At 75.4% G+C, this 23,486-nt stretch carries 20 protein-coding genes; 16 read left to right on the top strand and 4 right to left on the bottom strand.

From position 1 onward, the window contains the following. Positions 1-288 precede the first annotated feature (288 nt). Positions 289-1,569 carry a hypothetical protein gene (locus tag ACFTWP_RS01335; protein WP_380261359.1) on the top strand — a complete coding sequence of 427 codons (1,281 nt, stop codon included), beginning with the start codon at positions 289-291 and terminating at the stop codon, positions 1,567-1,569. 635 nt (positions 1,570-2,204) lie between these two features. Here ACFTWP_RS01335 and ACFTWP_RS01330 read toward each other — a convergent pair. Further along, the gene (locus tag ACFTWP_RS01330) at positions 2,205-3,014 is read right to left on the bottom strand and encodes a DUF427 domain-containing protein (protein WP_380261357.1); all 810 of its coding nucleotides are present in this window, start codon (positions 3,012-3,014) and stop codon (positions 2,205-2,207) included. Positions 3,015-3,324: 310 nt separating this feature from the next. Between ACFTWP_RS01330 and ACFTWP_RS01325 the strand changes: the two genes are divergently transcribed. After that, the gene (locus ACFTWP_RS01325; RefSeq protein ID WP_380261355.1) at positions 3,325-4,083 is read left to right on the top strand and encodes a TetR/AcrR family transcriptional regulator; all 759 of its coding nucleotides are present in this window, start codon (positions 3,325-3,327) and stop codon (positions 4,081-4,083) included. Next, positions 4,080-4,991, top strand: coding sequence for an SDR family oxidoreductase (locus ACFTWP_RS01320; RefSeq protein ID WP_380261353.1), 912 nt, complete (start codon positions 4,080-4,082; stop codon positions 4,989-4,991). Before ACFTWP_RS01325 ends, ACFTWP_RS01320 begins: the two co-directional genes overlap by 4 nt. An 86-nt stretch (positions 4,992-5,077) precedes the next feature. On the opposite strand, the gene ACFTWP_RS01315 is transcribed toward ACFTWP_RS01320, so the two are convergent. The 3 genes from ACFTWP_RS01315 to ACFTWP_RS01305 form a co-directional block, all read right to left on the bottom strand. Beyond that, entirely contained in the window at positions 5,078-5,965 is an 888-nt protein-coding gene (locus ACFTWP_RS01315; protein ID WP_380261351.1) for an NAD-dependent protein deacetylase, read from the bottom strand. A gap of 148 nt (positions 5,966-6,113) precedes the next feature. Then, positions 6,114-6,746 carry a nucleotidyltransferase domain-containing protein gene (locus tag ACFTWP_RS01310; RefSeq protein ID WP_380261349.1) on the bottom strand — a complete coding sequence of 211 codons (633 nt, stop codon included), beginning with the start codon at positions 6,744-6,746 and terminating at the stop codon, positions 6,114-6,116. 106 nt (positions 6,747-6,852) lie between these two features. Beyond that, entirely contained in the window at positions 6,853-7,446 is a 594-nt protein-coding gene (locus tag ACFTWP_RS01305) for a cupin domain-containing protein (RefSeq protein ID WP_380261347.1), read from the bottom strand. Between the two features lie 354 nt (positions 7,447-7,800). On the opposite strand from ACFTWP_RS01305, the gene ACFTWP_RS01300 reads away from it, so the two are divergent. From ACFTWP_RS01300 to ACFTWP_RS01240, 13 genes are all read left to right on the top strand, one after another. Beyond that, complete coding sequence (locus ACFTWP_RS01300) at positions 7,801-8,247, top strand: RrF2 family transcriptional regulator (protein ID WP_380261345.1); 447 nt, start codon at positions 7,801-7,803, stop codon at positions 8,245-8,247. After that, positions 8,244-9,296 carry a DsbA family protein gene (locus ACFTWP_RS01295; RefSeq protein WP_380261343.1) on the top strand — a complete coding sequence of 351 codons (1,053 nt, stop codon included), beginning with the start codon at positions 8,244-8,246 and terminating at the stop codon, positions 9,294-9,296. The genes ACFTWP_RS01300 and ACFTWP_RS01295 overlap by 4 nt, the downstream gene beginning before the upstream one ends. Before the next feature lie 636 nt (positions 9,297-9,932). Then, complete coding sequence (locus ACFTWP_RS01290; protein WP_380261341.1) at positions 9,933-11,480, top strand: ABC transporter substrate-binding protein; 1,548 nt, start codon at positions 9,933-9,935, stop codon at positions 11,478-11,480. Beyond that, positions 11,477-12,529, top strand: coding sequence for an ABC transporter permease (locus ACFTWP_RS01285; RefSeq protein ID WP_380261340.1), 1,053 nt, complete (start codon positions 11,477-11,479; stop codon positions 12,527-12,529). The genes ACFTWP_RS01290 and ACFTWP_RS01285 overlap by 4 nt, the downstream gene beginning before the upstream one ends. Next, a complete protein-coding gene (locus ACFTWP_RS01280) occupies positions 12,526-13,464 on the top strand; it encodes an ABC transporter permease (protein ID WP_380261338.1) in 939 nt (312 codons plus the stop codon). Before ACFTWP_RS01285 ends, ACFTWP_RS01280 begins: the two co-directional genes overlap by 4 nt. Beyond that, the gene (locus tag ACFTWP_RS01275; RefSeq protein WP_380261336.1) at positions 13,445-14,563 is read left to right on the top strand and encodes an ABC transporter ATP-binding protein; all 1,119 of its coding nucleotides are present in this window, start codon (positions 13,445-13,447) and stop codon (positions 14,561-14,563) included. The genes ACFTWP_RS01280 and ACFTWP_RS01275 overlap by 20 nt, the downstream gene beginning before the upstream one ends. Then, positions 14,560-15,699: an ABC transporter ATP-binding protein gene (locus tag ACFTWP_RS01270; protein ID WP_380261334.1), complete on the top strand. Its 1,140-nt coding sequence runs from the start codon at positions 14,560-14,562 to the stop codon at positions 15,697-15,699. The genes ACFTWP_RS01275 and ACFTWP_RS01270 overlap by 4 nt, the downstream gene beginning before the upstream one ends. Positions 15,700-15,780: 81 nt before the next feature. Next, the gene (locus ACFTWP_RS01265) at positions 15,781-16,908 is read left to right on the top strand and encodes an LLM class flavin-dependent oxidoreductase (RefSeq protein WP_380261332.1); all 1,128 of its coding nucleotides are present in this window, start codon (positions 15,781-15,783) and stop codon (positions 16,906-16,908) included. Next, entirely contained in the window at positions 16,905-19,277 is a 2,373-nt protein-coding gene (locus ACFTWP_RS01260) for a molybdopterin-dependent oxidoreductase (RefSeq protein WP_380261330.1), read from the top strand. The genes ACFTWP_RS01265 and ACFTWP_RS01260 overlap by 4 nt, the downstream gene beginning before the upstream one ends. Further along, positions 19,274-20,446 (top strand): acyl-CoA dehydrogenase family protein, encoded by a 1,173-nt coding sequence (locus ACFTWP_RS01255; protein ID WP_380261328.1) that lies wholly within the window; start codon positions 19,274-19,276, stop codon positions 20,444-20,446. Before ACFTWP_RS01260 ends, ACFTWP_RS01255 begins: the two co-directional genes overlap by 4 nt. 160 nt (positions 20,447-20,606) lie before the next feature. Next, a complete protein-coding gene (locus ACFTWP_RS01250) occupies positions 20,607-21,776 on the top strand; it encodes an LLM class flavin-dependent oxidoreductase (RefSeq protein WP_380261326.1) in 1,170 nt (389 codons plus the stop codon). After that, complete coding sequence (locus ACFTWP_RS01245) at positions 21,773-22,651, top strand: alpha/beta hydrolase (RefSeq protein ID WP_380261324.1); 879 nt, start codon at positions 21,773-21,775, stop codon at positions 22,649-22,651. The genes ACFTWP_RS01250 and ACFTWP_RS01245 overlap by 4 nt, the downstream gene beginning before the upstream one ends. Before the next feature lie 118 nt (positions 22,652-22,769). Next, a complete protein-coding gene (locus tag ACFTWP_RS01240) occupies positions 22,770-23,345 on the top strand; it encodes a flavin reductase family protein (protein WP_380261322.1) in 576 nt (191 codons plus the stop codon). Positions 23,346-23,486: the final 141 nt, after the last annotated feature.

The following is a 23,486-nucleotide window of genomic DNA, read 5'->3' as shown; positions in this document are numbered from 1 at the left end:
ACCCCCGTCAGGTGCACCGGCGCCCGCGGGCGACCGGGAGTGCGGGGGTCCCTGACGGACGGTCCGGCCGGGGCCTGACGGTGGGTTGGACCAGTTGGCCCAGCACCCCGGGAGCCCCGTGCCGTCCTGTGTGATCGTTTTTGTACAGCTGAGCTTTCCTGGGTGGCGGCAGGTCCGACGTGGTGAAGAGCCGCGCCCCCCGACCCGGCGGGCCGTCGCGAATCGGCGGCCCGGTCTTCCAGGGGCTCGACCCCACGAAGGGAAGAATCCGTGGTCCGCAAGGTTTCCATGATCAGCATAGGTAGGTCCGTCGCGGCGGTCTCGGCCGCTCTGGTCCTCTCACTCGCCGTGCTGCCCGGTCAGGCCGCGTTCGCCGCGCCGGTGGTGCTGCAACTGCGCCTCACCCCGGGCAGTGCCACGGCCGGGGCTCCGGTCACGGCCACGCTCCGGGTGCTCTCCTCGCGCTGTCTGACGGTCCGCTCGCTGGGGGTCGGTGTCCGGGACGCCGCCGGGCACAATCTGGACTACCCGGGTACGGCCGCCGACGTCCGGATCTGCCCCTCCGGCGTGACCCTGACCACCGGGCCGCGCAGCTTCTCGGCCGGTAGCTACCTCCAGTTCGGCTTCTACCGGGACGCCGGCGGCTACCACAACCTGTTCGGCTCCATGCTGACGGTGCGCCCTGCTGCCGGCGGGGTCCCGACCACGACGCCGACCCCGACCCCGGGGGCCACCCCGAGCCCGAGCCCGAGTCCGTCGCCATCGCCATCGCCGACCCCGAAGCCGTCGTCCGGGCCGAGCCCCGGTCCGTCACCGTCACCGTCACCGGGCGGGACGCCGGCGACCGCGCCCGTCGGCGGTGCAGCGGTGACCGCCCCGCCGCTGGCCGGCAGGTCGCCGGTCTTCCTGGAGGACTTCAGCCGTCCGGTCGACTGGGGCGGGACGTGGGTGGGCAGCACCACCAGCGCCTACCAGTACGGCGACCACAACCCGAAGGACAACAAGCTGGACTGGCTCACCCAGGACGCCGTCACCGTCGCCGACGGAGTCGCCACCTTCACCGCCAGGCCCGGCCCGCGGACCCTGGAGAACGGCGCCCGGTCCTGGACGACGGGCCTGCTCACCACCGAGGGCTCGGTGCGCGGCTTCAAGGTCCGCACCGGCGACTACATCGAGACCAGGGTGAAGCTGCCGACCCGGACGGGGGCCTGGCCGGCCCTGTGGACCTGGAAGGACGGCGGCAACGAGGTGGACGCCTTCGAGTACCACCCGGACCACCCGAACCTCCTCGAACTCACCAACCACGTCCGCGGCGGCAACACCGACTACTCCGCCCCCCGGACGGTCACCCCCGGTGGCTGGGTCACGATCGGCGTGCTCTGCGGCGCCACCTCGAACGACTGGTACGTCGACAACCTCAAGGTCTGGTCGGACCGGACGGGCGTCGGCAGCCAGTGGTCGGCCTACCTCATCCTCAACCTGTCCGTCAGCGCCGGGCTCTACCATCCGGCCCCCGTCGACGGTCAGCCGATCACCTTCGCCGCCGACTACGTCCGCGTCTGGAGGTAAGCCGTCCGGCCCCGTCGGGCCGAGCACCTCCGGGTGCCCGCCGGCACCGGCCGATCCCCCCTTCGGCGCAATGCGGACCGCGGTTCGCGCGGGCGCCGGTGCCCACCGCCGAGGGGACGGACGGCAGGTCAGGCCGTCCGTACGCGGCCGGAGGACGGGTCGCCGGCGGCCGCCGGCGGGTCGTGCCGGCTGGCCGTCCGCGCGGCCCGGCGGTTGCATGAAGTCAAGCCATTCCCGAGTGACCTGGGAGGGTCCCGTGCACGAGATGCGAGCCGAAGCCGACCACAGTACTCACGGGCGCAGTCTGCTGTGGCATGTGGTCGCGAAGGAAGACGGGGGTCGGTCCCTCTGCGGGTGCAGCCTGCTGGCGGCCGCCCCCGCGCCGTCGTCCGGCCCGGGAGGCCCCGACGGGCTTCCGGACCGCTACTGCGCGCCCTGCCTGGAGGCCGTGCGCCGGACGATGGCGGCGGCCGGCAGCGCCCCCTGCCCCGATCCGTCCGCCGTGGTCTTCGGCGAGACCGGGGCCCCGGCCGTGAGTGATCCTCAGCCCGCCGGGTGACCCGAAGGTCGGCCGGCCGCGCGCGGGAGACCGTGGACGGGGCCGGCCGACCTCGTCGTCCCGGCCCGTCCCGGGCTCAGTCCTGCTGCGGGCGGCCGGCGCGCGAGAACGCCGTCCGGGGGCGGTCGAGCGGTCGGCCGTCGAGGAAGATGTCGGTGCGCTCGTTGTAGAAGGCGACCAGGCCGGCGATCGGCGCCAACTGGTGGGTGGGGAAGTCGTAGCACCAGGCGAGGTCGGGGTGGGTCCGGTCGCCGATCCGCGCCGACCAGTACGCACTGGTGACCCCCTTGTAGGGGCAGGCGGTCTCGGTGTCGCTGGGGACCAGACGGCTGAAGTCGACATCCGTCCGGTCGAGGTAGTAACGGGTCGGCAGGCCGGTCTCGAACACCATGACCGGTGAGACCGACTCCGCGAGGACGGTGCCGTCGCGCTCCACCCGTACGGCCCTGGTCGAGCGCAGCGCGTCGACCCGGGCGTACGGGTTGCGCGGGTGGACGAAGACCCGCTCGTCCTCCTCGTACCAGGCGTCGAGCGCCGTCCAGGTGAAGCGGGCGGTGTCGGCGAGGGCGGCGACGGGCGACTCGCGCAGCACCCGCGCCGCGTGCGGCCGGTGGGTCGATCCGACGCGCAGCCCGTACGGGTGCGTGCGCCCGCGCGGGCCCTCCTCGGGGCCGTGTCCGTCGCCCTCCTCCGGGACCAGCAGGTCGGCGCGGACGTCGGCCAGCGGGATGTAGTACTGCGGATACGGGGGGATCTCCCAGACGTAGCGGGCCCGGGTCGTGTCGAGGACGGTCTCACCGGCCAGCACGGCCCGGATCCGCCGGGGGACCGGCTCCACGTGGTCGACCCGGACGAGGGCCGCCGGGTAGTCCCGGTAGTCGTTCACCGTGAGCTCCTTGCTGCGACGTGGGGTGGTGCGTGCGGTGTGTGGGGCGGTGGGTGGGGTGGTGTGTCGTGTCGGGGGGTGCGCTGCGTGGGGTGGTGCGTGGTGTCGGTGGGACGTCCTGGTGACGTGCGGGTGCGTGGTGGGGCGGGCGTATCCAGGGTAGGCACGTCGTCCGGTGGAGGCGGTTGTTGCTGCTCGGAGGCTCCGGTGCGGCAGGGGAGGGGGTGGCCGGAGTCCCGGCTTGCCTCGGCACCGACCGGGCGCTTTAATAAATGAACGAGCATTTATTAAAGGCGGGAGGTGGGCTGCGGTGGCCGGACGTCCCCGGGGGATCGACGACGTGGTGATCCTGCGCGCGGCGACCGAGGTGATCGGACGGGTGGGCCCGGCGGGGCTGACCCTGGCGGCCGTCGCCCGCGAGGTCGGACTGGTGCCCGGCACGCTGGTCCAGCGGTTCGGGTCCAAGCGGGGCCTCCTGCTCGCGCTCGCCGACCGGTCCGTCGAGGACGCGGACGCCCTGGCCGCGCGCGTGCGGCAGGAGCACGCGTCGCCGCTCGGCGCGCTGGTCGCGCTGACGGTCGAGTCGGCCGCTCCGATGGCCACACCCGAGAGCTTCGCCAACCACCTGGCCTTCCTGTGCCTGGACCTGACGGATCCGGAGCTCCACGAGCGGGCCCTGGCCGTCCACTGGGCACAGGGCCGGGCCGTCGAGGCACTGCTCGCGGAGGCCGTCGCGGCCGGTGAACTCAGCGCCGGTACGGATGTCCGGGCGCTGGCCGGATCCGTCCGGACGGTCACCGCCGGTGCGGGGCTGACCTGGGCACTCGACCGCCGGGGCACCCTCGCCCAGCGGCTGCGGCAGGAACTCGCCACGGCGGTCGCCCCGCACCTCGCGCCCCGTGAGGAGCCCCGGCGGCCGCACGGGTCCGGCCGGTCCGACGACCACGTCGAGCCGCACGGGTCGGGCCGGTCCGACGACCACGTCGAGCTGCACGGGTCCGGCCGGTCCGACAACCACGTCGAACCCCACCAGTCCCAGCATCACCACGACCATCCGGAGGAATCGTGACGACCGACGCCAAGGCACTGGCCGGAAGGGTGGCCCTGGTGGCCGGCGGCACCAGGGGCGGTGGCCGGGGCGTCGCCGTCGAGCTCGGTGCCGCCGGCGCGACGGTCTACGTCACCGGCCGCAGCAGTGCGGCCGGCCGCTCCGACCTGGACCGCGCCGAGACCATCGAGGAGACCGCCGAGCGGGTCACCGCCGCCGGCGGCCTGGGCATCCCCGTCCGCACGGACCACAGCAGGCCGGAGGAGGTCCGCGCCCTGGTCGACCGGATCGCGGCCGAGCAGGACGGGCGGCTCGACGTCCTGGTCAACTCCGTCTGGGGCGGCGACCCCCTGACCGACTGGGAACACCCCCTGTGGGAGCAGGACTTGGAGACCGGCCTGCGCCTGCTCCGGCAGGCCGTCGAGACCCACGTGATCACCAGCCGGTACGCGCTGCCGCTCATGGTCGCCCGGGGCAGCGGGCTGGTGGTGGAGGTCACCGACGGCAACACCGCCCGCTACCGCGGCTCGTTCTTCTACGACCTGGCGAAGTCCTCGGTGATCCGGCTGGCCGTCGCCCAGGCCGCGGAACTGAAGCCGCACGGCGTCGCCGCGGTGGCCCTCACGCCCGGCTTCCTGCGCTCGGAGGCCATGCTGGACCACTTCGGGGTCACCGAGGCCAACTGGCGGGACGGCGTGGCCGAGGATCCCCACTTCGCCCACTCCGAGTCACCCGCGTACCTGGGCCGCGCGGTCGTCGCGCTCGCCGCAGACCCGGCGGTGATGGCCAGGACCGGGCGGGCCCTGGCCACCTGGGGCCTGTACCGGGAGTACGGGTTCACCGACGCCGACGGCAGCCGTCCCGACTTCGCGGCGCACTGGGCCGACGCCCTGGTGGAGGAGCACGGGCCGCTCGGGGATCCCCTGTAGGGCGCCCGCCGACACCCGGTGCGCGGCGGGCCCGCCGGCCGTTCCGCAGGGCCGGCCCGGACCGGCCGGCCGTTCGGCCAGGCCGGTCAGCGCGGCGAGCCCGCCAACCGTTCGGCCAGGCCGGTCAGTGCGGCGCCGAGGGGCAGTGCCACCCTGGTCGTCGCGTACGGGTCGCCGCGGGTGGCGCCCTGGTTCACGATCGCCACCGGCTTGCCCGACCGGGCCGCGTGCCGGACGAAGCGCAGGCCCGACATGACCGTCAGGGAGGATCCGAGGACGAGCAGGGCCCGGGCGGCGTCCACCAGGTCGTAGCACTGCTGGACCCGCGCCTTGGGGACGCTCTCGCCGAAGAAGACCACGTCGGGCTTGAGGATCCCGCCGCAGACCTCGCACGGCGCGATCCGGAAGGCGTCGACCAGCTCGGGCGGCAGCTGGACGTCCCCGTCCGGGTTGAGCCGGGTGCCCGTGGCCGCCGCGCGGAAGCCGTCGTTCAGGGCGTCCAGGCGCCGGTCGAGGTCCGCGCGCCCGCTGGTGCGCCCGCAGTCCAGGCAGACCACCCGGTCGAGACCGCCGTGCAGCTCGACGGCGCCGAGGGTGCCGGCCGCGCGGTGCAGCCCGTCCACGTTCTGGGTGATCACGGCCGAGACGTGGCCGGAGCGCCGCAGGCCCTCGACGGCCCGGTGGCCGGCGTTGGGCTCGGCGCGCGCGATCGCCCGCCAGCCGATGTGGCTGCGCGCCCAGTACCGCCGCCGGCCGTCCTCGCCGGCGGTGAACTCCTGGTAGGTCATCGGCGTGTGGCGGCGGAGGCTGCCGGTCGCCCCCCGGTAGTCGGGAATGCCCGACTCGGTGGAGAGGCCGGCGCCGCTCAGGACGGCGACACCGCGCCCGCCCAGCAGGCGTCCGACCTCCTCCAGGTCGTCGCTCGGCGACGCGGGGCCGGTCTCCGGCCCGTCGGGCATCGGATGCACATGCATGGAAGCAGCATAGATCGCCGGGGCCCCGAGTGGCGGCCCCGAGCGGTGGGACCGGGACGGCAAGCCGGAAGGCGAACCGGATGGCGAACCGGACGGCAAGCCGGACGTCGCCGCCGAGTCCGTCGTCGTTCGGTTCGTCGCCGCCCGCCTAGAGGGCGGCCAGCCAGCCGTGCCCGGGATGCACCCGACCGAGGAGGTCGGCGAGGGTGCGGCGCCCGGCGGCGTCCAGCAGCGGGAGCGCTCCGGCGAAGTCCTGCCGGTCCTTGGGACGGAGTGCCTTGGCCTTGAACAGCAGGGCCAACTCCGGGGCGAGGTAGGGAATCCCGTCCCGGTTGTGCCGGACGACGGCCTCGTACGGCAGCCGGATCGAGGGGTCGCGGCGGCAGATCCAGGTCGGTCCCTCGTGCGGTTCGCGGAACACGTCGAGCAGGTAGCGGCCGGTCGCCGGATCGCGCAACCAGGTCTGGTGGGTGGCCTCCATCACCTCGGGGGTGAGGGTGTCCCAGACCCGCCCGGGGCCCACCGCGTCGAAGGCGAACTCGGGGAAGCGCGCGCGGATCTCGGCGAACGATCCGGCCGGGACGGCGATCTCGATGTCACTGTGGTCCCTGGACCGCTCACCTCTGAACAGGTCCAGGGCCCAGCCCCCGGCCACGCACCAGGGTGCGGACACGCCCGCCAGGCGGGCGGCCACCTGGGCGGGCGTCCAGGCGTCCGTCCACCGGACCGCGGCCTCCGCCTCGCCGATCTCGACGCCACCGGCGGGAAGTTCCTCGCTCATCCCGCCGACTCTACCGGCGGACGGCCGCGCCGGACCCGGCCAAGGAGGCTGTCTCGCGGGAGGTCTGACACATCGTCACCCATACGGCGAGCCGGGCCGCGGATCCTCAGCCCCGGTCGAGGGGGTGCAGACCGGGCAGGTTGACCACGATGGCCTCCTGGGTGCTGCGGGCGATCACCACCACGGCCTCCTCGTCCGGGTCGGGGTTCTCCTCGCGGTGCGGGACGTACGGCGGGACGAAGACGTAGTCCCCCGGGCCGGTCTCCAGGCGGACCTCCTCCAGCTCCCCGGAGGCGTCGTCGGCGAAGACGAAGACCGGACGTCCGCTCACCACGTAGATCGCCGTCTCGGACTCCCCGTGGTGGTGGTCCGCGGAGGAGGTGGCGGGCGCGACGTGGGTCTGGCCCATCCAGAGCTTCTCCGAGCCGACCGTCTGGCCGCTGACGGCCGCGAACCGCCGCATGCCACCGGTCTGGGCGGTGTCGCCGTCCAGTTCGCCCGCGCGGACGTGGTGCAACCTGGACGCCAGGCCGGCGTTCCGGGCGGGACGGTCCGGCAGGTGCGGGTGGAAGCCGGTGCCGGCCTCGGTGGCCGGCCGCGGGCCGTCGGCGCTGCCGCCGGCCGTCCCGGTTTCGGTGCCGGTGTCCGCGCCGGTGTGCGGCTGGGCGCTGTGGGTGTGCGGGTGCGCTGCTGAGGTCATGACGTTCCTTGCGCGTGAGGTGCCGTGAGTTGCCGTGCGTGGTCGCGGGGCCCGGGTGCGGGCGCGGCGCGGCGCGGAGTCGTGTGGGTTCGGGGGTGCCCGGGCCGTGCGGGTGCGGCGACGGCAGGGCGGGAGCCGGGGTCGGTCAGCTGGCGCGACAGCGTGCGGACGGCACCGACGTGCGGTCGGCGCGGGTCGCGGCGCGGGGCTGGACACGGCGGGGCATGGACAGGACGCTAGAGCTGCGGAGAAAAGGATGTCAAGAGGTGTCCATTCTGCCGATCGTTCCGCTTCGGCGGTCGTCCGTGGCCGAAAGGCCTGGTGATGGCGGCCCGAGTGGGGATAATGGTGCACATGCATATTTCCGCGAAGGCGGACTACGCCGCGCGGGCCCTGGTCGAACTCGCCCGCGACACGGCCCGTCCGCTCACCTGTGAGAGCATCGCCTCCTCCCAGGGAATTCCGTTCCGCTTCCTGAAGTCCGTGGTCGGCGACCTGCGCCGGGCGGGGCTGGTGCGCAGTCAGCGCGGCTGTGAGGGCGGCTACTGGCTCGGCCGGCCGGCCGAGCAGATCAGCCTGCTCGACGTGATGCGCGCGGTGGACGGCGGGCTGATCACCCTGCGCGGCGAGCCGCTGGCCGAACTCCACTACCCCGCACCGGCGCAGGGCCTCCCCGGCGTCTGGCGCGCGGTCGAGGACAGCGCCGCCGAGATCCTCGGCCGGGTCACCATCTCCACCCTGGTCGACGCGCCCGCCCCCGCGGCGACGGCCGTTCCGGAGCGGACGGACGTCCTGGTATGACAGCTGCCCCCCCGGAACCGGCCGAACCCGCTCCGCCCGCGGCCACTCCGGCCGTGCCGGGCCTCCCCGCGGCCACGCCAGCCCTGCCGGGCGCCCCCGCAGCGCCGGCCGCCACTCCCGTACCGGCCGCCGAGGCGCCGCCCGGCGGGCTGGAGGTGGTGGAGTACACCGACCCGGTCTGTCCCTGGGCCTGGGGCTCCGAACCCAGACTCCGCAGGCTGCGCGCCCTGCTGGCCGGCCGGGCCGCCTGGCGGACGGTGTACGGGGTGCTCTTCGACGAGGAGGAGGACGACCCGGCGCCCGACCCGGCGGCCGAGACCGCCTGGTACGCCGGCTACGTCGCGGACATCACCGCGCACACAGGTGCGCCGCGCGCCGCCCGGCTCGGCTGGGTGGCCGCCAGCAGCCGACCCGCCTCGCTGGCCGCGCTGGCGGCGGACCGGCAGGGGGTGCGGGTGTCGGCGGCGGTCCTGCGCCGGCTGCGGGAGAGCGCCTTCGTCCTGGGAGAGCCGGCCGACACCCCGCAGCGGGTGCTGGCCGCGGTCGCCGGACTGCGCGGCCTCGACGAGGCCCTGCTGGAAAGAGACATGACGGAGCGTCGGACGATCGACCGGCTGGCGGCCGATCGAGCCGAGACCCGGTCCCCGGTGCGCGAGGTGCTGGGACTGCACGGCCCCGGGCCGCACCCGGGAGCGGCCCGGGAGGCCGGCGACGGGTACCGGTACGCCCTGCCGACGCTGCTGCTCACCGGCCCGGCCGGTCGCCGGGTGGTGCCCGGCTGGCGTCCGCTGGGGGAGTATCTCGACGCCGTCCGCGCGGTGGCACCGGATCTGCGGATCGACCCCGAGGGCGGGCTGCTGCCGGACGCGGACGCGGCGCTGGAGCGGCATCTGAGCCTGACCCGCGCCGACCTGGAGCTCCTCGTCGTGGATCGGCGCCCGCCCACCCGGGCCGTCCTGGTGGAGAGCGGCAACGGCCCGCTCTGGTTCGCCTCGGCCTACGCCGAGGGGCATCCCGCCCTGGCCGCCGGGCGGCCGTCCCGGCGGTGACCGCGGGCCGGCCTGCTGGGGTGCGGGGGCGGCCGAGGAGCCGGCCTGAGCCCCTCCGCCCCCGGGCCCCGGCCTGGTGCGGCCACCGGTGCGGGGCGCTGACCGGCGCGTTCGCCGTGCACCTGACGGTCCGACGAATGAGACACCGTTTGGTGTCCATTGACAGCGCGGCGCGCCGCCGCCAGGATGAGCGCATGCTTTCGACGCACCCCGGTGTGGTGTGCCGCTTCGTGGACCTCCGGCGCACCAGCAGCGCTCTCTGTCGCTGACCAAGCGCCCCCCGGCCGCCACCACACCTGCCGATCCACGGCCCCCGACGGCCTGACCGTCGCCCCGGCCGCACCCCGTCAGGCCTGAGCGGCCGCGCCCGTCGCCATCGTGCCGGGCCGACCCCCCCTTCGCCGGGCATCCCGGACCAGTGGCCCTGCCACGCCCGGACGCCCCGGCACGACCGGTCCCCGCCCACCGCGCCACGGCTCGGTCCCGGCGTCCTCCCCGCCTTCCGTCGACCTCCCCGCCCTTCCCCCGTACTGCCGTCCAGCGCCGTCGGCCCGCCCCGACGTGGCGCCCCCCTGCACTGCCCGCCCGCCCCGCCGAGGGTCGGTCCGGCATGCACCCGAAAGGTGACGCACCATCATGAACGCCCCCCTCCGCACCCGTTCGACTCTCGCCAGACGATCCTTCCTCGGCCTCGGGCTCGGTACCGCCGCGGCCCTCGCCCTCACCGCCTGCGGCTCAGGCACCCCCGTCACGGCCGGTGGGGCGGCCGGCGGCACCGTCAAGTGGGGCTGGGCCCTGCCCACCTCCTGGGACCCGGTGTTCTCCTCGGCCGGCTGGGACGTCCACGACCTCTCGCTGGTCTACTCGGGCCTCACCAAGCTCGACGAGAAGGGCGCCGCAGTCCCGGCGCTCTCCACCGGTTGGACGTACAGCCCGGACGGCACCGCCGTCACCTTCAAGCTCCGCAGCGGTCTCACCTTCAGCGACGGCACCCCCCTGGACGCGACGGCCGTCAAGAAGAGCCTCGACCGCGGTCGCACCGACCCCAAGTCCCTGATCGCGCCGCAGCTGGTGCACGTCAAGGAGGTCACCGCACCGGACCCGCAGACCGTGGTGCTGACCCTCACCCAGGCCGACTACCAGCTGCCGAACCTGCTCGCCGGCAAGACCGGGATGATCGTCAGCCCGAAGGCCTTCGAGGGGGACGCGGCCGGCCTGGCCTCCCGCCCGGTCGGCGCGGGCCCGTTCACCCTCGACTCCTACACCCAGAACGCCAAGGCCGTCCTGAAGCGCAACCCCGCCTATTGGGACGCGGCGAACATCAAGCTGGACAACTTCGAGATCTACCCGCTGCCGGACGCCTCCACCGTGGTGGCCGCCCTCCAGTCCGGCCAGTACAACGTGGCCCAGATCCCCGGCAGCCAGGTGGCCGCCGCCAAAGCCGCCGGCCTGGAGGTTCAGGTCATCCCGTCGCTGGTGGTCGCCGTGCTCGACGTCAACCCCACCAAGGCACCGTTCGACAACCCGCTCGTGGTGCAGGCCCTGAAGTACGCCATCGACCGCGAAGCCCTGCTCAAGACCCAGCAGTTCGGCTTCGGGGACGTCAGCTACCAGCCGTTCCCGAAGGGCTACGTCGGCTACGACGCCGGCTCCGCCGACCTCTTCCCGCACGACCCGGCCAAGGCCAAGGAGCTGCTGGCGCAGGCCGGGCACCCGGACGGGGTCGAGCTGACCATCACCACCACCTCCGCGCAGGGCCTGCCCGAGCAACTCCAGGCCCAGCTCAAGGAGGTGGGGATCAAGACGACCATCGAGGTGATCCCGGCGGCCCAGGCGACCCAGATCATCTACATCCAGCACTCCCGCGCCCTGTTCACCGACCAGTTCGCCGGCCGGGACTCCGCCCCGCAGGCCTTCCAGGTGCTCTTCGGCGAGCAGGGCCTGATGAACCCCGGCCGCAGCACGCCCCCCGAGCTGAAGGCGGCCGTCGACCTGGTCTCCCGTACCCCGCTGGACTCGCCCGACTACCCGAAGAACCTCCAGGCGGCCACCGCACTGGCCGTGCGCACCATGCCCAACGTCTTCCTGTACAGCGTGCCGCGCATCCTCGCCCGGCAGAAGGGCGTCTCGGCCATCCCCCCGTTCACCGTGGTGCAGCGCTTCGAGGGGGTGACCGCGCCGTGACGGTGCTCCTCGCACCGGCTCCCGCCCGTCAGGCCGGGCGGGGCCGGCTGCTCGCCCGACGGGCCGCGCGCGCGCCGCGCGGCCCGGCCCGGGCCCTGCTCACCACCGCGACCGTCTTCCTGATCTCCTCGCTCATCACCTTCGGGCTCGGCGCGCTCTCCGAGGCCAACCCCGGCGCCGCCGTCCTCGGGGAGACCGCGACCCCGGCCGACATCGCCCGGATGAACCACGAGTTCGGCCTCGACCGGCCGCTGACCGACCAGTTCACGGGCTGGCTCGGGCACGCGCTCACCGGCGACCTGGGGCACTCCTGGTTCACCACCCTCCCGGTGGCCGACAGCATCGCCGCCGCGCTGCCGGTCGACCTGTCCATCGCGGGCCTCGCGCTGCTCTTCGCGGTGCTGCTCGGCGGCGCCGCCGGCATCGCCGCCGCCCGCAGCAACGGCGGCCGGCTCGACCTGGCGATCACCGGCGTCTGCTCGGTGCTCGGCACGCTGCCGGCCTTCGTGGTGGCGATCGGCCTGATCGCCGTCCTCTCGGTGCAGGCTGGGCTGCTGCCCTCCGGCGGGTACGTGCCGTTCGGCCAGGACCCGGGCGAGTGGCTGCGGTTCGCCGTCCTGCCGGCACTGGCGCTCAGCCTGGACGCGGCGGCGGGCATCGCCCGGCAGCTGCGCACCTCCCTGGTCGGCGCGCTGCGGGAGAACTACGTCACCGGCGCCGTGATGCGCGGACTGCCCGGCCGCCGGGTGCTCTTCGGCCACGTGCTGCGCAACGCCGCCGGGCCGGCCGTCACGGTGCTCGGGATGAGCGTGCCGATGCTGATCGGCGGCGCGGTCGTCACCGAACGCATCTTCAACCTGCCCGGCATCGCCCAGCTCTCCCTGCAGGCGGCCCAGCAGCACGACGTGCCGGTCATCCAGGGCACGCTGCTGGTCACCGTCGCCGTGGTGCTGATCGCCAACCTCGCCGTCGACGGCGGCCTGCTCGCCCTCAATCCGGCCGCCCGCCGCGCCGCCAAGTCCCGGCCCGAGCAGGGGAGTACGGCATGAGGACGCTGCGTCGGACGCTTCGGCTGCGCACCGCCCGGATCGCCCTTCCGGTGCTCGCGGCGATCGCCCTGCTCGCGCTGTTCGGCGGCGCGCTCGCCCCGCAGGACCCGCTGGCCCAGGACACCGCGAACCTGCTCCGGGCCCCCGGCGGCGGGCACCTGCTCGGCACCGACTACCTGGGCCGTGACGTGCTCAGCCGGCTGCTGGCCGGCACCACCGACTCGGTGGCGGGCGCCCTGGAGGCGGTCGCGGCGGCGATGCTGCTCGGGATCGTCCCGGGGATCGCCTCGATCTGGCTCGGCCGCGCCTTCGAGTGGGTGTCGCTGCGGGCCGTCGACGCGCTGATGACCCTGCCGTTCACGCTGTTCGCGATCGCCGCGGTCGGGGTCTTCGGCAACGGCCTGCACCAGGCGATGCTGGCGCTGGGCGTGCTGCTCTCGCCGCTGTTCTTCCGGGTCACCCGGGCCGCGGCGCTCGGCTTCACCCAGGCCCAGTACGTCCAGGCGGCGGAGCTGATGGGAGCCTCGCGCCGGTGGATCCTGCGCACCCACCTGTGGTCGAAGGTGCTGCCGACCGTGGCCGTCACCACCGCCCACGCCCTGGCCACCGCCCTGCTGACGGTCACCTCGCTGACCTTCCTCGGGGTGGGGGTCCAGCCGCCGGCCCCGACCTGGGGCGGCATGCTCGCCAGCGATCTGGGCTACCTCGCCCAGCAGCCCTGGGCACCGGTGCTGCCGGCCGCCCTGATCATGATCACGGTCGGTGCGCTCAACCTCCTCGCCGACGCCGTCCGCGACGCCGGAGCGGCCGGTACGGAGCCCGTCCGGGCACGGGCCGCCGCCGGCGCGTCCGCCGCCGTGGAACCGCCGCGCCGCCCCGGCCAGGCCGAGCGGCCCGCACCGAAGGAGCAGGCCGATGCCGCTCTCACCGTCTGAGCCGAACACCGCCGCCGCCAGCCCCGGCGCACCCGTCCTGACCGTGGAGGGGCTGCACATCACCGTCGGCTCCGGCCGGGCCGAGGCCGTCCGCGACGTCTCCTTCCGGGTCCGGGCCGGGGAGGCCGTCGGGCTGGTCGGCGAGTCCGGCAGCGGCAAGACCCTCACCTGCCGGTCGGTGCTCGGGGTCGGCGCCCCGGGTGTGGCGGTCTCCGCCGGCCGGATCGACCTGGCCGGCACCGAGCTCACCGCGCTGTCCGCCCGCGCGTGGGAGCAGGTGCGCGGCAGCCGGCTCGGCGCGGTCTTCCAGGACCCGGCCTCCTACCTCAACCCCTCGATCACCGTCGGCCGCCAGCTGGCCGAACCCCTGCGGGTACGGCTCGGACTGAACCGCGCCGCGGCCCGCGAACGGGCGGTCGAACTGTTCGCCTCCGTCGGCCTGCACCGGCCGGAGGAGGTCTACCACCGGTACCCGCACGAGCTGTCCGGCGGCATGCTCCAGCGCGTCCTGATCGCCATCGCGGTGGCCGGCGAGCCCGAGCTGCTGGTCGCCGACGAGGCCACCACCGCACTGGACACGGTGGTCCAGGCCGAGGTGCTCGAACTGCTGGCCCGGCTGCGGACCGAACGCGGACTCGCCCTGCTGCTGGTGACCCACGACCTGGCGGTGGTCGCCGAGGTCTGCGACCGGATCCTGGTCTTCTACGCCGGGGAGATCGTCGAGGACGGCCCGACCGCCGAGGTCGTCGCCGCGCCCGCCCACCCCTACACCGAGGCCCTGCTGCGGGTCGCCTCGATCGGCGACTGGCGGCGCCGCGACCTCGCGGTGATCCCCGGCCGCCCGCCGGAGGCGGGAGCGGCCCCGGCCGGCTGCCGCTTCGCCGAGCGCTGCGCGTTCGCCACCGCCGCCTGCACCGACGGGCCCGTCCCGCTGACCGTACGGGCGGACGGCCGCCGGGTGCGCTGCACCCGGGCCGACGAACTGGCCCTGAGCGGAGCCTTCGCCGCTCCCGCCACGGTGACGGACCCCGCCACCGTGACCGCTCCCGCCACCGTGTCCGACCAAGCCGACCGAGCCCTCCAGGAGGTGACCGCATGAGCCCGACCACCACCACTGCCGGCACCACCGCCCTCCCGGGCGTGGACGGCGCCGCCCCGCCCGCCGCGGCCGGCCGGGCCACCACGCCCGCCCCGGTCGCCACCGGCGCTCCCGCCGCGGCCCCGGTCACCACCGCCGCCGACCCGCTGCTGCGGATCAGCGGACTGGGCGTCGCCTACGGCCGCCGCCCCGGCCGGGCGGCCGAACGCGTCCTCGACGACGTCTCGCTCGACGCCCGGGCCGGTGAGATCCTCGGCGTCATCGGCGAGACCGGATCCGGGAAGACCACCCTCGCCCGCGCCGTCGTGGGCCTGGCCCCGGTGGTCGGGGGCCGGATCACCGTCGACGGCGAGGAGGTGACCGGCCTGCGCGGGCGCCGGCTGCGCGCGCTGCGCCGAAGCGGCCGGATCCAGTACATGTTCCAGGACCCGCTGCGCTCCCTCGACCCCGATCTCACCGTCGGTGAGCTGGTCGGCGAACCGCTCACCGTGGGCACCGCGGTGCCCCGCGCCGAGCGGCCGGCCCGCGTCCTGGAGGCGCTGGAACTCGTCGGCCTGCCGGCCGAGTTCGCCGAACGCACGCCCGGACGGCTGTCCGGTGGCCAGCGCCAGCGGGTCGCGCTGGCCCGCGCGGTGGTCACCCGCCCGCGACTGCTGCTCGCGGACGAACCGGTCAGCGCCCTGGACGCCTCCAACCGCAACCACGTGCTGCTGCTGCTCGACGAACTGCGCCGCAGCCTCGGCCTCGCGGTGGTGATCATCTCGCACGACCTCAGCTCGCTCGCCGGGATCGCCGACCGGATCGCCGTCCTCTACCGGGGCCGACTGGTCGAGCAGGGGCCCGCCGAGGACGTCCTGACCAACCCCCTGCACCCGTACACCGCGCTGCTCACCGCCTCCGCGCCCAGCGTCCGGCGCGAGCACCGGATCACGGCGGCCGAGCTGCGCCCGCGCGACCCCCGACCCGGTTGGACCATCGAACCCGCCGCCGCAGCCTGCGCGTTCGCCCACCGCTGCCCGTTCGCCGGCGAGGACTGCCGGCAGGCACCGGCCGTCGCCGAGCAGGGCCGCGACCGCGCCGTCGCCTGCCACCGCGCCGACGACTGGCGCGAGAGCCTCGCCACCGCGTCGCGCTGACGCCCGGGGCCTCCGCCCTCGCCCGGGGCCCCTCCCACCCCCCCTCACCGATCGTCACCGATCCACGTCTGGAGTACCGCCATGCCCGTCGAGTTCATCGGCATCGCCGCCACCAAGCCCTTCAGCGAGACCGACACCCAGGACACCGGCCCGATCGTCCAGCCCGGCTACCTGCGCGAACTGGCCCTGGCCCACGAGGAGTCCGGCTTCGACCGGGTGCTGGTCGCGCACTCCTCGGCCAGCCCCGACGGGTTCACCGTCGCCGACCAGGTCCTCACCCACACCACCCGCCTGGGCGTCCTGCTGGCACACCGGCCGGGCTTCGTCTCGCCCACCCTGGCCGCCCGCAAGTACGCCACCCTGGACGCCTTCCACCCGGGCCGGATCGCCCTTCACGTGATCACCGGCGGGGACGACGCCGACCAGGCCAGGGACGGCGACTTCAGCGACAAGGAGACCCGCTACCGCCGGACCGACGACTTCCTCCAGATCGTCCGACGCACCTGGGAGTCCGCCGAACCCTTCGACCACGAGGGCGAGTTCTACTCCGTCAAGGGCGCGCTGTCCGCCGTCCGGCCGGAACGCCCGATCCCGGTGTACTTCGGCGGCGCGTCCGCGGACGCCGTCCGGGTCGGTGGCCGGCACGCCGACGTCTACGCCTTCTGGGGCGAGCCGCTGGCCGGCATCGCCGAGCGGATCCGCCAGGTCCGCGAGGCCGCCCGACCGTACGGCCGGGCACCGGAGTTCAGCGTCAGCCTGCGGCCGATCCCGGCCGAGACCGAGGCGGCGGCCTGGGAGCGGGCCGCCGAGATCCTGCGGCTCACCCGGGAGAAGGTGGGCGACCTGCGCAAGGCCTTCAACCTCGACCACTCCGCGCAGGAGGGCTCGCAGCGCCTGCTGGCGGCCGCGGCCGAGGGCGACGTGCACGACAAGCGGCTCTGGACGGCGGTGGCCAAGGCCACCGGCGCGGCGGGCAACTCCACGGCGCTGGTGGGCTCGTACGAGCAGGTGGCGGAGTCGCTGCTGGACTACACCGCGCTGGGCGTCGGCACGCTGCTGATCCGCGGCTTCGACCCGCTCGCGGACGCCCGCGACTACGGCAAGCTGGTCACCCTGGTCCGCGACCAGGTCGACGCCGGCGCGGGCGACGTCGCCCCCACCGCCGGTGACTCCGACACTCCGGTCCTCGCGGGAGCCGTCCGCGCATGACCACCGCGAAGCTCCCACTCCACGGCTCGCCCAGCACCTCGCACTGGGGCGCCTTCGGTGTCCGCTCCGACGCGCGGGGCGGTGTCGAGGTCCTGCCGCACCCGGAGGACCCGGCGCCCTCCCCGCTGCTCGGCGGAGTGGCCGGCGCCCTCGACCACCCGACCCGGGTCCGCCGTCCGGCGGTCCGGCAGGGCTGGCTGGAGCACGGCCCCGGGCCCTCGGCGGCGCGCGGCGCCGAGCCGTTCGTCGAGGTGGAGTGGGAGCACGCGCTGGACCTGGTGGCCGCGGAGCTCGACCGGGTCCGCCGCGACCACGGAAACCAGGCCGTGTTCGGCGGCTCCTACGGGTGGGCCAGTGCGGGCCGGTTCCACCACGCGCAGAGCCAACTCCACCGGTTCCTGAACCAGTTCGGCGGATTCACCGGCTCGCGCAACTCGTACAGTCTGGGTACCTCGCTGGTCCTGCTGCCGCACCTGGTCGGCGACGCCGAGGGGGTGCTGCGGGCCGCCTCCTCCTGGCCCACCATCACCCGGCACACCCGCCTGATCGTGGCCTTCGGCGGCATTCCGGCCAAGAACGTGTACGTCACCCCGGGCGGTGTCACCCGCCACGGCACGCCCGGCCACCTGGCCGAACTCGCCGCGCAGGGCGTCGAGGTGGCCCTGGTCAGCCCGCTGCGGGACGACCTCCCCGACGGGCCCGCCACCGACTGGTTCGCGATCTCCCCGGCCACCGACACCGCGTTGATGCTCGCCCTCACCCACACCCTGATCACCGAGGGCCTGCACGACCGCGCCTTCCTCGACGCCTGCACGGTCGGTTTCGACACCTTCGCCGACTACCTGCACGGGCGGCCGGACGGCATCGTCAAGGACGCCGACTGGGCGGCGGGGATCTGCGGCATCCCCGCCGACCGGATCCGCGGGCTGGCCCGGCGGATGGCCGGCACCAGGACACTGGTCACCGTCACCTGGTCGCTGCAGCGCGCCCGATACGGCGAGCAGCCCGTCTGGGCCGCCCTCGCGCTGGCCGCCGCCCTCGGCCAGATCGGGCTGCCGGGCGGCGGGTTCGGGCACGGCTACGGCTCGATGGGGGACGTGGGCGACACCGGCCCGCAGCTGCGGCTGCCCTTCCTCCCGCAGGGGGCCAACCCGGTGGCCGACTTCATCCCGTGCGCCCGGATCGCCGATCTGCTGCTCCACCCGGGGGAGGAGTTCGACTACGACGGCGCCCGCCTCACCTACCCCGACATCCGCCTCGTCCACTGGGCCGGCGGCAACCCCTTCCACCACCACCAGGACCTCGGCCGGCTGCGCCGCGCCTTCGCCCGCCCCGACACCGTCATCGTCCACGAGCCGCACTGGACCGCCACCGCCCGGCACGCGGACATCGTCCTGCCCGTCACCACCGCGCTGGAACGCGAGGACTTCGGCGGCGGCCGCCGGGACACCCACCTGATCGCGATGCACCGAGCCGTCGCACCGCGCGGCGAGGCCCGCGACGACCACGCGGTGCTGGCCGGCCTCGCCGAACGCCTCGGCTTCGGCGAGCAGTTCACGCAGGGCCGCACCCCGCGCCAGTGGCTGGAGCACCTGTACGGCGAGTGGGCCGAGGAGTTGGCCGCCACCGGCCGGGCACGGCCGCCGGCCTTCGCTGACTTCTGGTCGGCGGGGGAGTGGCAACTTCCGGGCGGGCCGAACGAGTTCACCCTGTTCGAGGACTTCAGGGCCGACCCGGCGCGGCACCCGCTGCGCACCCCCAGCGGGCGGATCGAGCTCGCCAGCGCCACCATCGCGGCGATGGAGCTGCCGGACTGCCCCGGCCATCCGAGCTGGCTCCAACCGGAGGAACGGCTGGGCTCCCCGGCCGCCGACCGGCACCCGCTGCTGCTGATCGCCAACCAGCCCGCCACCCGGCTGCACAGCCAGCTCGACACCGGGGCTGTCAGCCTGGCCGCCAAGGTGGCGGGCCGCGAGGCCGTGCAGCTGCACCCCACCGACGCCGCCGAACGCGGCATCAGCACCGGGGAGTTGGTCCGGATCTTCAACGACCGGGGTGCCTGCCTGGCCGGCGCGGTCGTCACCGATCGGGTCCGGCCAGGAGTGGTGCGGCTGCCCACCGGCGCCTGGTTCGACCCGGTGCCCGGCGTGGAGCCCCCGCTCTGCGCCCACGGCAACCCCAACGTGCTGACCGCGGACCTGCCGAGCTCCCGCCTCTCCCAGGGCTGTGTGGGCCAACACGCCCTGGTCCAGATCGAGGGGTGGTCCGGCGACGAGCCGCCCCCGGTGACCGTCCGCACCCCGCCCGCCTTCACCACCGGCCACATCCAGCACACCGCGACCACCATCGAGACGGACGAACCCCGATGACCCAGCAACTGCACCCGCCCGCCCTCGCTCCGCCGGACCTCGACCGGTTGCCCGTCGTCACGGCCGCCCTGGCGGCCCGTGCCGAGGAGCACGACCGCGACGCCTCCTTCCCCTACGAGGGCATCGAGGAGGTGCACCGCGCCGGTCTGCTCACCGCCACCGTCGGCACCCACGCGGGCGGCCCGGGGGGCGGACTCGCCGACACCGTACGCATCCTCGGCGCCCTCGGCGCGGGGGATCCGGCGGTCGCCCTGGTCTCGGCGATGACCCTGTTCACGCACGCCCTGGAGGCGCGCACCCCGCACTGGCCCGCCGGAGCGTACGCGGAGCTGCTGGCCGAGTCCGCCGCGCGCCCGGCCCTGGTCAACGCCCTGCGGGTGGAGCCCGACCTCGGCACCCCGGTCCGCGGCGGGCTGCCGGCCACCGTGGCCCGCCTGCGCGACGGGCACTGGGAGCTGACCGGCCGGAAGATCTTCTCCACCGGCGCGGAGGCGCTGCGCTGGATGCTGGTCTGGGCCCGCACCGACGAGCCGGAGCCCCGGGTCGGGAGCTTCCTGGTCGGCTCCGGCAGCGCCGGCCTGACCGTCGAACGGACCTGGAACCACCTCGGCCTGCGCGCCAGCCGCAGTGACGACGTCCTGCTGGACGCCGTCCGCGTCCCCGAGGGCCACGTCCTCGGGCTCGCCCGGCCGGGTGCGGACGGCGGGCGCGACCCGGCGGCCGGGGCCTGGAACTCGCTCGGACTCACCGCCCTCTACCTCGGGGTGGCCCGGACGGCGCTGGAGTGGCTGACCGGGTTCCTGCACGAGCGCGTGCCCACCGCGCTCGGTGCGCCGCTCGCGAGCCTGCCGCGCTTCCAGAACGCCGTCGGCGAGATCGAGGTGGCGCTGGACGGCGCCGAGCGGCTGGTCACCGCCCTGGCACAGGCCGTCGACGCGGGCGAGCCGGCCGCCGCCGAACAGGCCGCCGGGGCCAAGGTGCTCGGCACCCGGGCCGCGATCGGCGCGGTCGAACAGGCCGTCGCCCTGATCGGCAACAACGCGCTGACCTACGACAACCCGCTCCAGCGCCACCTGCGCAACGTGCTCTGCGCCCGGATCCACACCCCGCAGGACGACACCGTGCTGCTCGCCGCCGGGCAGCGCGCCCTGCTGCGGACCCGCCCCTGACCGCCCGCGGCCGCCCGACGGCGACCACCGGGTCCGCGCGACCGCCGAGCCCCCGAACGCCCGACAACTCCCCGAACCATCAGCGAACCCCCGAACGACCACCGAGTCCCCGCACGACCGGCGATTTCCCGCCGCCACCGCACGAAAGGCCACTGACACCATGCCCGTCGAGTTCATCGGCATGATCGGCACCACCGACGTCTCCGAGACCCGTCCCGCCAGCGGCCCGGTCGTCGACGCCGACTTCACCCGGCGCTTCGCCAAGGCGCACGAGGAGGCCGGCTTCGACCGGATCCTGATCGGCTACGGCTCCTCCAGCCCGGACGGCAGCCAGGTCGCCGCCCACGTGGCCGCGCACACCGAACGCCTCGGCCTGCTGGTCGCCCACCGGCCGGGCTTCGTCGCCCCGACCCTGGCGGCGCGGACCTTCGCGACCCTGGACCAGTTCTCCGGCGGCCGGGTGGCCGTCCACATCATCACCGGCGGCCACGACGCCGAGCAGCGCCGGGACGGCGACTACCTGCCCAAGGACGAGCGCTACGCCCGCAGCGACGACTACCTGGACGTCCTCACCAAGGCCTGGACCAGCGAGGGGCCCTTCGACCACACCGGCCCGTACTACCGGCTGGAGGACTTCCACGCCGAGGTCAGGCCCGTCCAGCAGCCGCGCATCCCGCTCTACTTCGGCGGCTCCTCGGAGGCCGCGTACCGGGTCGGCGGCAAGCACGCCGACGTGTTCGCCCTCTGGGGCGAGCCGCTGGCCGAGACCGCCGAGCAGATCGCCGCCGTCCGGGCGGGCGCCGAAGCCGCCGGACGCAGCACCCCGCCGCGGATCAGCGTCTCGTTCCGCCCGATCCTCGGCCGTACCGAGGAGGAGGCCTGGGAGCGGGCCCACCGGATCCTGGACACCATCCGGAACCGGGGCCGGGGCGGCGGCTCCTTCGTCGGCCAGCGGGCGATCCTCCCGGTCGGCCCCGAGGCCCGGCCGCAGAACGCCGGCTCCCAGCGGCTGCTGGCCGCCGCCGCGAAGGCGGACCGGCACGACCGCGCCCTGTGGACGGCGCCGGCCGCCGCCACCGGTGCGGCGGGCAACTCGACCGCGCTGGTGGGCACTCCGGAGACGGTCGCGCAGGCGCTGCTGGACTACGTGGACATCGGCGTCAGCACCCTGCTGATCCGCGGGTACGACCCGCTGGAGGACGCGCTGGACTACGGCCGCCACCTGCTGCCGCTGGTCCGCCAGGAGGTGGCCCGCCGCGACCGCGCGGACGCCGCCCGGGACGCCGCCGCCCGCCTGGCCGCCCCGGTGACCGCGGGAAGCGCCCGATGAGCGCCGCCACCGCACCCGCGCCGCTCGCGGCCGTCGGACCCCAGACGCCGGCGACCGCCGCGACCGCCGTCGACGGCGTTCCGGCCGGGGCCCGCAGCTGGCTCCCGGCCGAGGGCGCGGCCCGCCGGGGCACCGTGGTCCTGCTGCCCGGACGCGGCGAGAACCCCGCCGTCTACCAGCGCTTCGGTCGCCGGCTCGCGGCCGACGGGTACCTGGTGCACGCGCTCGCCCCGGCCGTGGACCCGGCGCCCGGTACGGACCCGGCGCCCGGCTCGGAGCCGTCGCGGCGTACCGAGGCGGTGGCGGCGGCCTTCGCCGCGATCGCCGAGCGGGCCCCGGCGCCCGTGGTGCTGGCCGGCTCGGACACCGGCGCCCTGCTGGCCCTCGCCGCCGTCCGGGAGGCCGGCGCCGGACCGGACGGCCTGCTGCTCGCGGCCCTGCCCCTGGCGGACGGCGACCCCGCGCCCGCCGACTGGGACGAGGAACTGGCGGCCCGGACGTCCTGCCCGGCGCACCGCGGTGTGCTCACCGCCGACCCGGACTTCGCCCGCGGCGGCTTCGCCGGGCCCGTCCCCGACACGCTGCTCACCTCCGCGCTCGGCCCGGCGGGGGAGCGGCAGCAGCCCGGACGGCGACTGCCACCGGTGCTGGCCCTGCACGGCGCGGCCGACCCGGTGGCGCCGCCCGAGGCCGTCCGCCGGTTCGTGGCCGGGCTGCCCGCGGCCGTCCTGGTGCTGGTCGAGGACGGCCGGCACGACGTGCTCAACGACGCCGCGCACCGCAGCGTGGCCGCCCAGGCCGTCCAGTGGCTGGAGCGCCTGCGCGGCGGCCCTGACCTGCCGCCCGTCCTCACCGTCGAGGAGCTGCCCCGCTGACGTCCCGCCGCCCCCGCCCCGCGCGCGGGGGCGGCGCCGCCCCCGCCCCCGCCCCGCGCGCGGGGGCGGCGCCGCCACCGATCTCCGCCCTGCGTCACCACCCCGGAAGGAATCCCCCGTGTCCCTCGTCCAGGACCTCCCCACCACGAACCTGCTCCCCACCACGCCGCTCCTCCCCGTCGCCGGCGACCCGGCCGCCGACCGCGCCCCCGTGGCCGACCGGCTGCGCCGCACCCTGCGCCGGCAGGCGGCCGGCGTCACCGTGATCACCGTGCCGGGCCCGGCCGGTTTCACCGCGACCTCCTTCACCTCGGTCAGCCTGGATCCGGCGCTGGTGTCCTTCTACGTGTCGGCCACCGCCTCGGCCGCGCCGGCCGTCCGGGCGGCCGGCGGCTTCGCCGTGCACATCCTCGGCCGGGGCCAGGAGGAGCTGGCGGCGCGCTTCGCCCGCAGCGGGACCGACCGCTTCGCCGGTACCGACTGGGCCCCGGACGAGCTGGGCACGCCCGTCCTGTCCGGCGTCGCCGCCTGGCTGACGGCGCGTCCGGTGCTGCTCCAGGAGGTCGGCGACCACCTGCTGGTGGTCGGCGAGGTGATCGACACCTTCGCCCGGCCCGGTGTCGGTCCGCTGGTCTACCATGACGGAGCCTTCGGCGGCTTCACCCCCGCGGCGGGCGCCGGCCACGACGACTGACCGCCCGCGGCCCTCCGCGGGCCCGCACCCGCTCGCCGCTCCCCGCACTCGGCTCCGCTCGCTGCTCCCCGCTCCCGCTCGCTGTTCCCCGCTCCCGCCGCCCGGCTCGCGGCGCCCGCCCGGTCCGTCCCCAGGAGTCCC

The organism is Kitasatospora sp. NPDC057015 (assembly GCF_042673745.1).
GTDB lineage: Bacteria > Actinomycetota > Actinomycetes > Streptomycetales > Streptomycetaceae > Kitasatospora.
The sequence above is the reverse complement of the archived record's forward strand: the minus strand, read 5'-3'. Positions and strand labels throughout refer to the sequence as shown.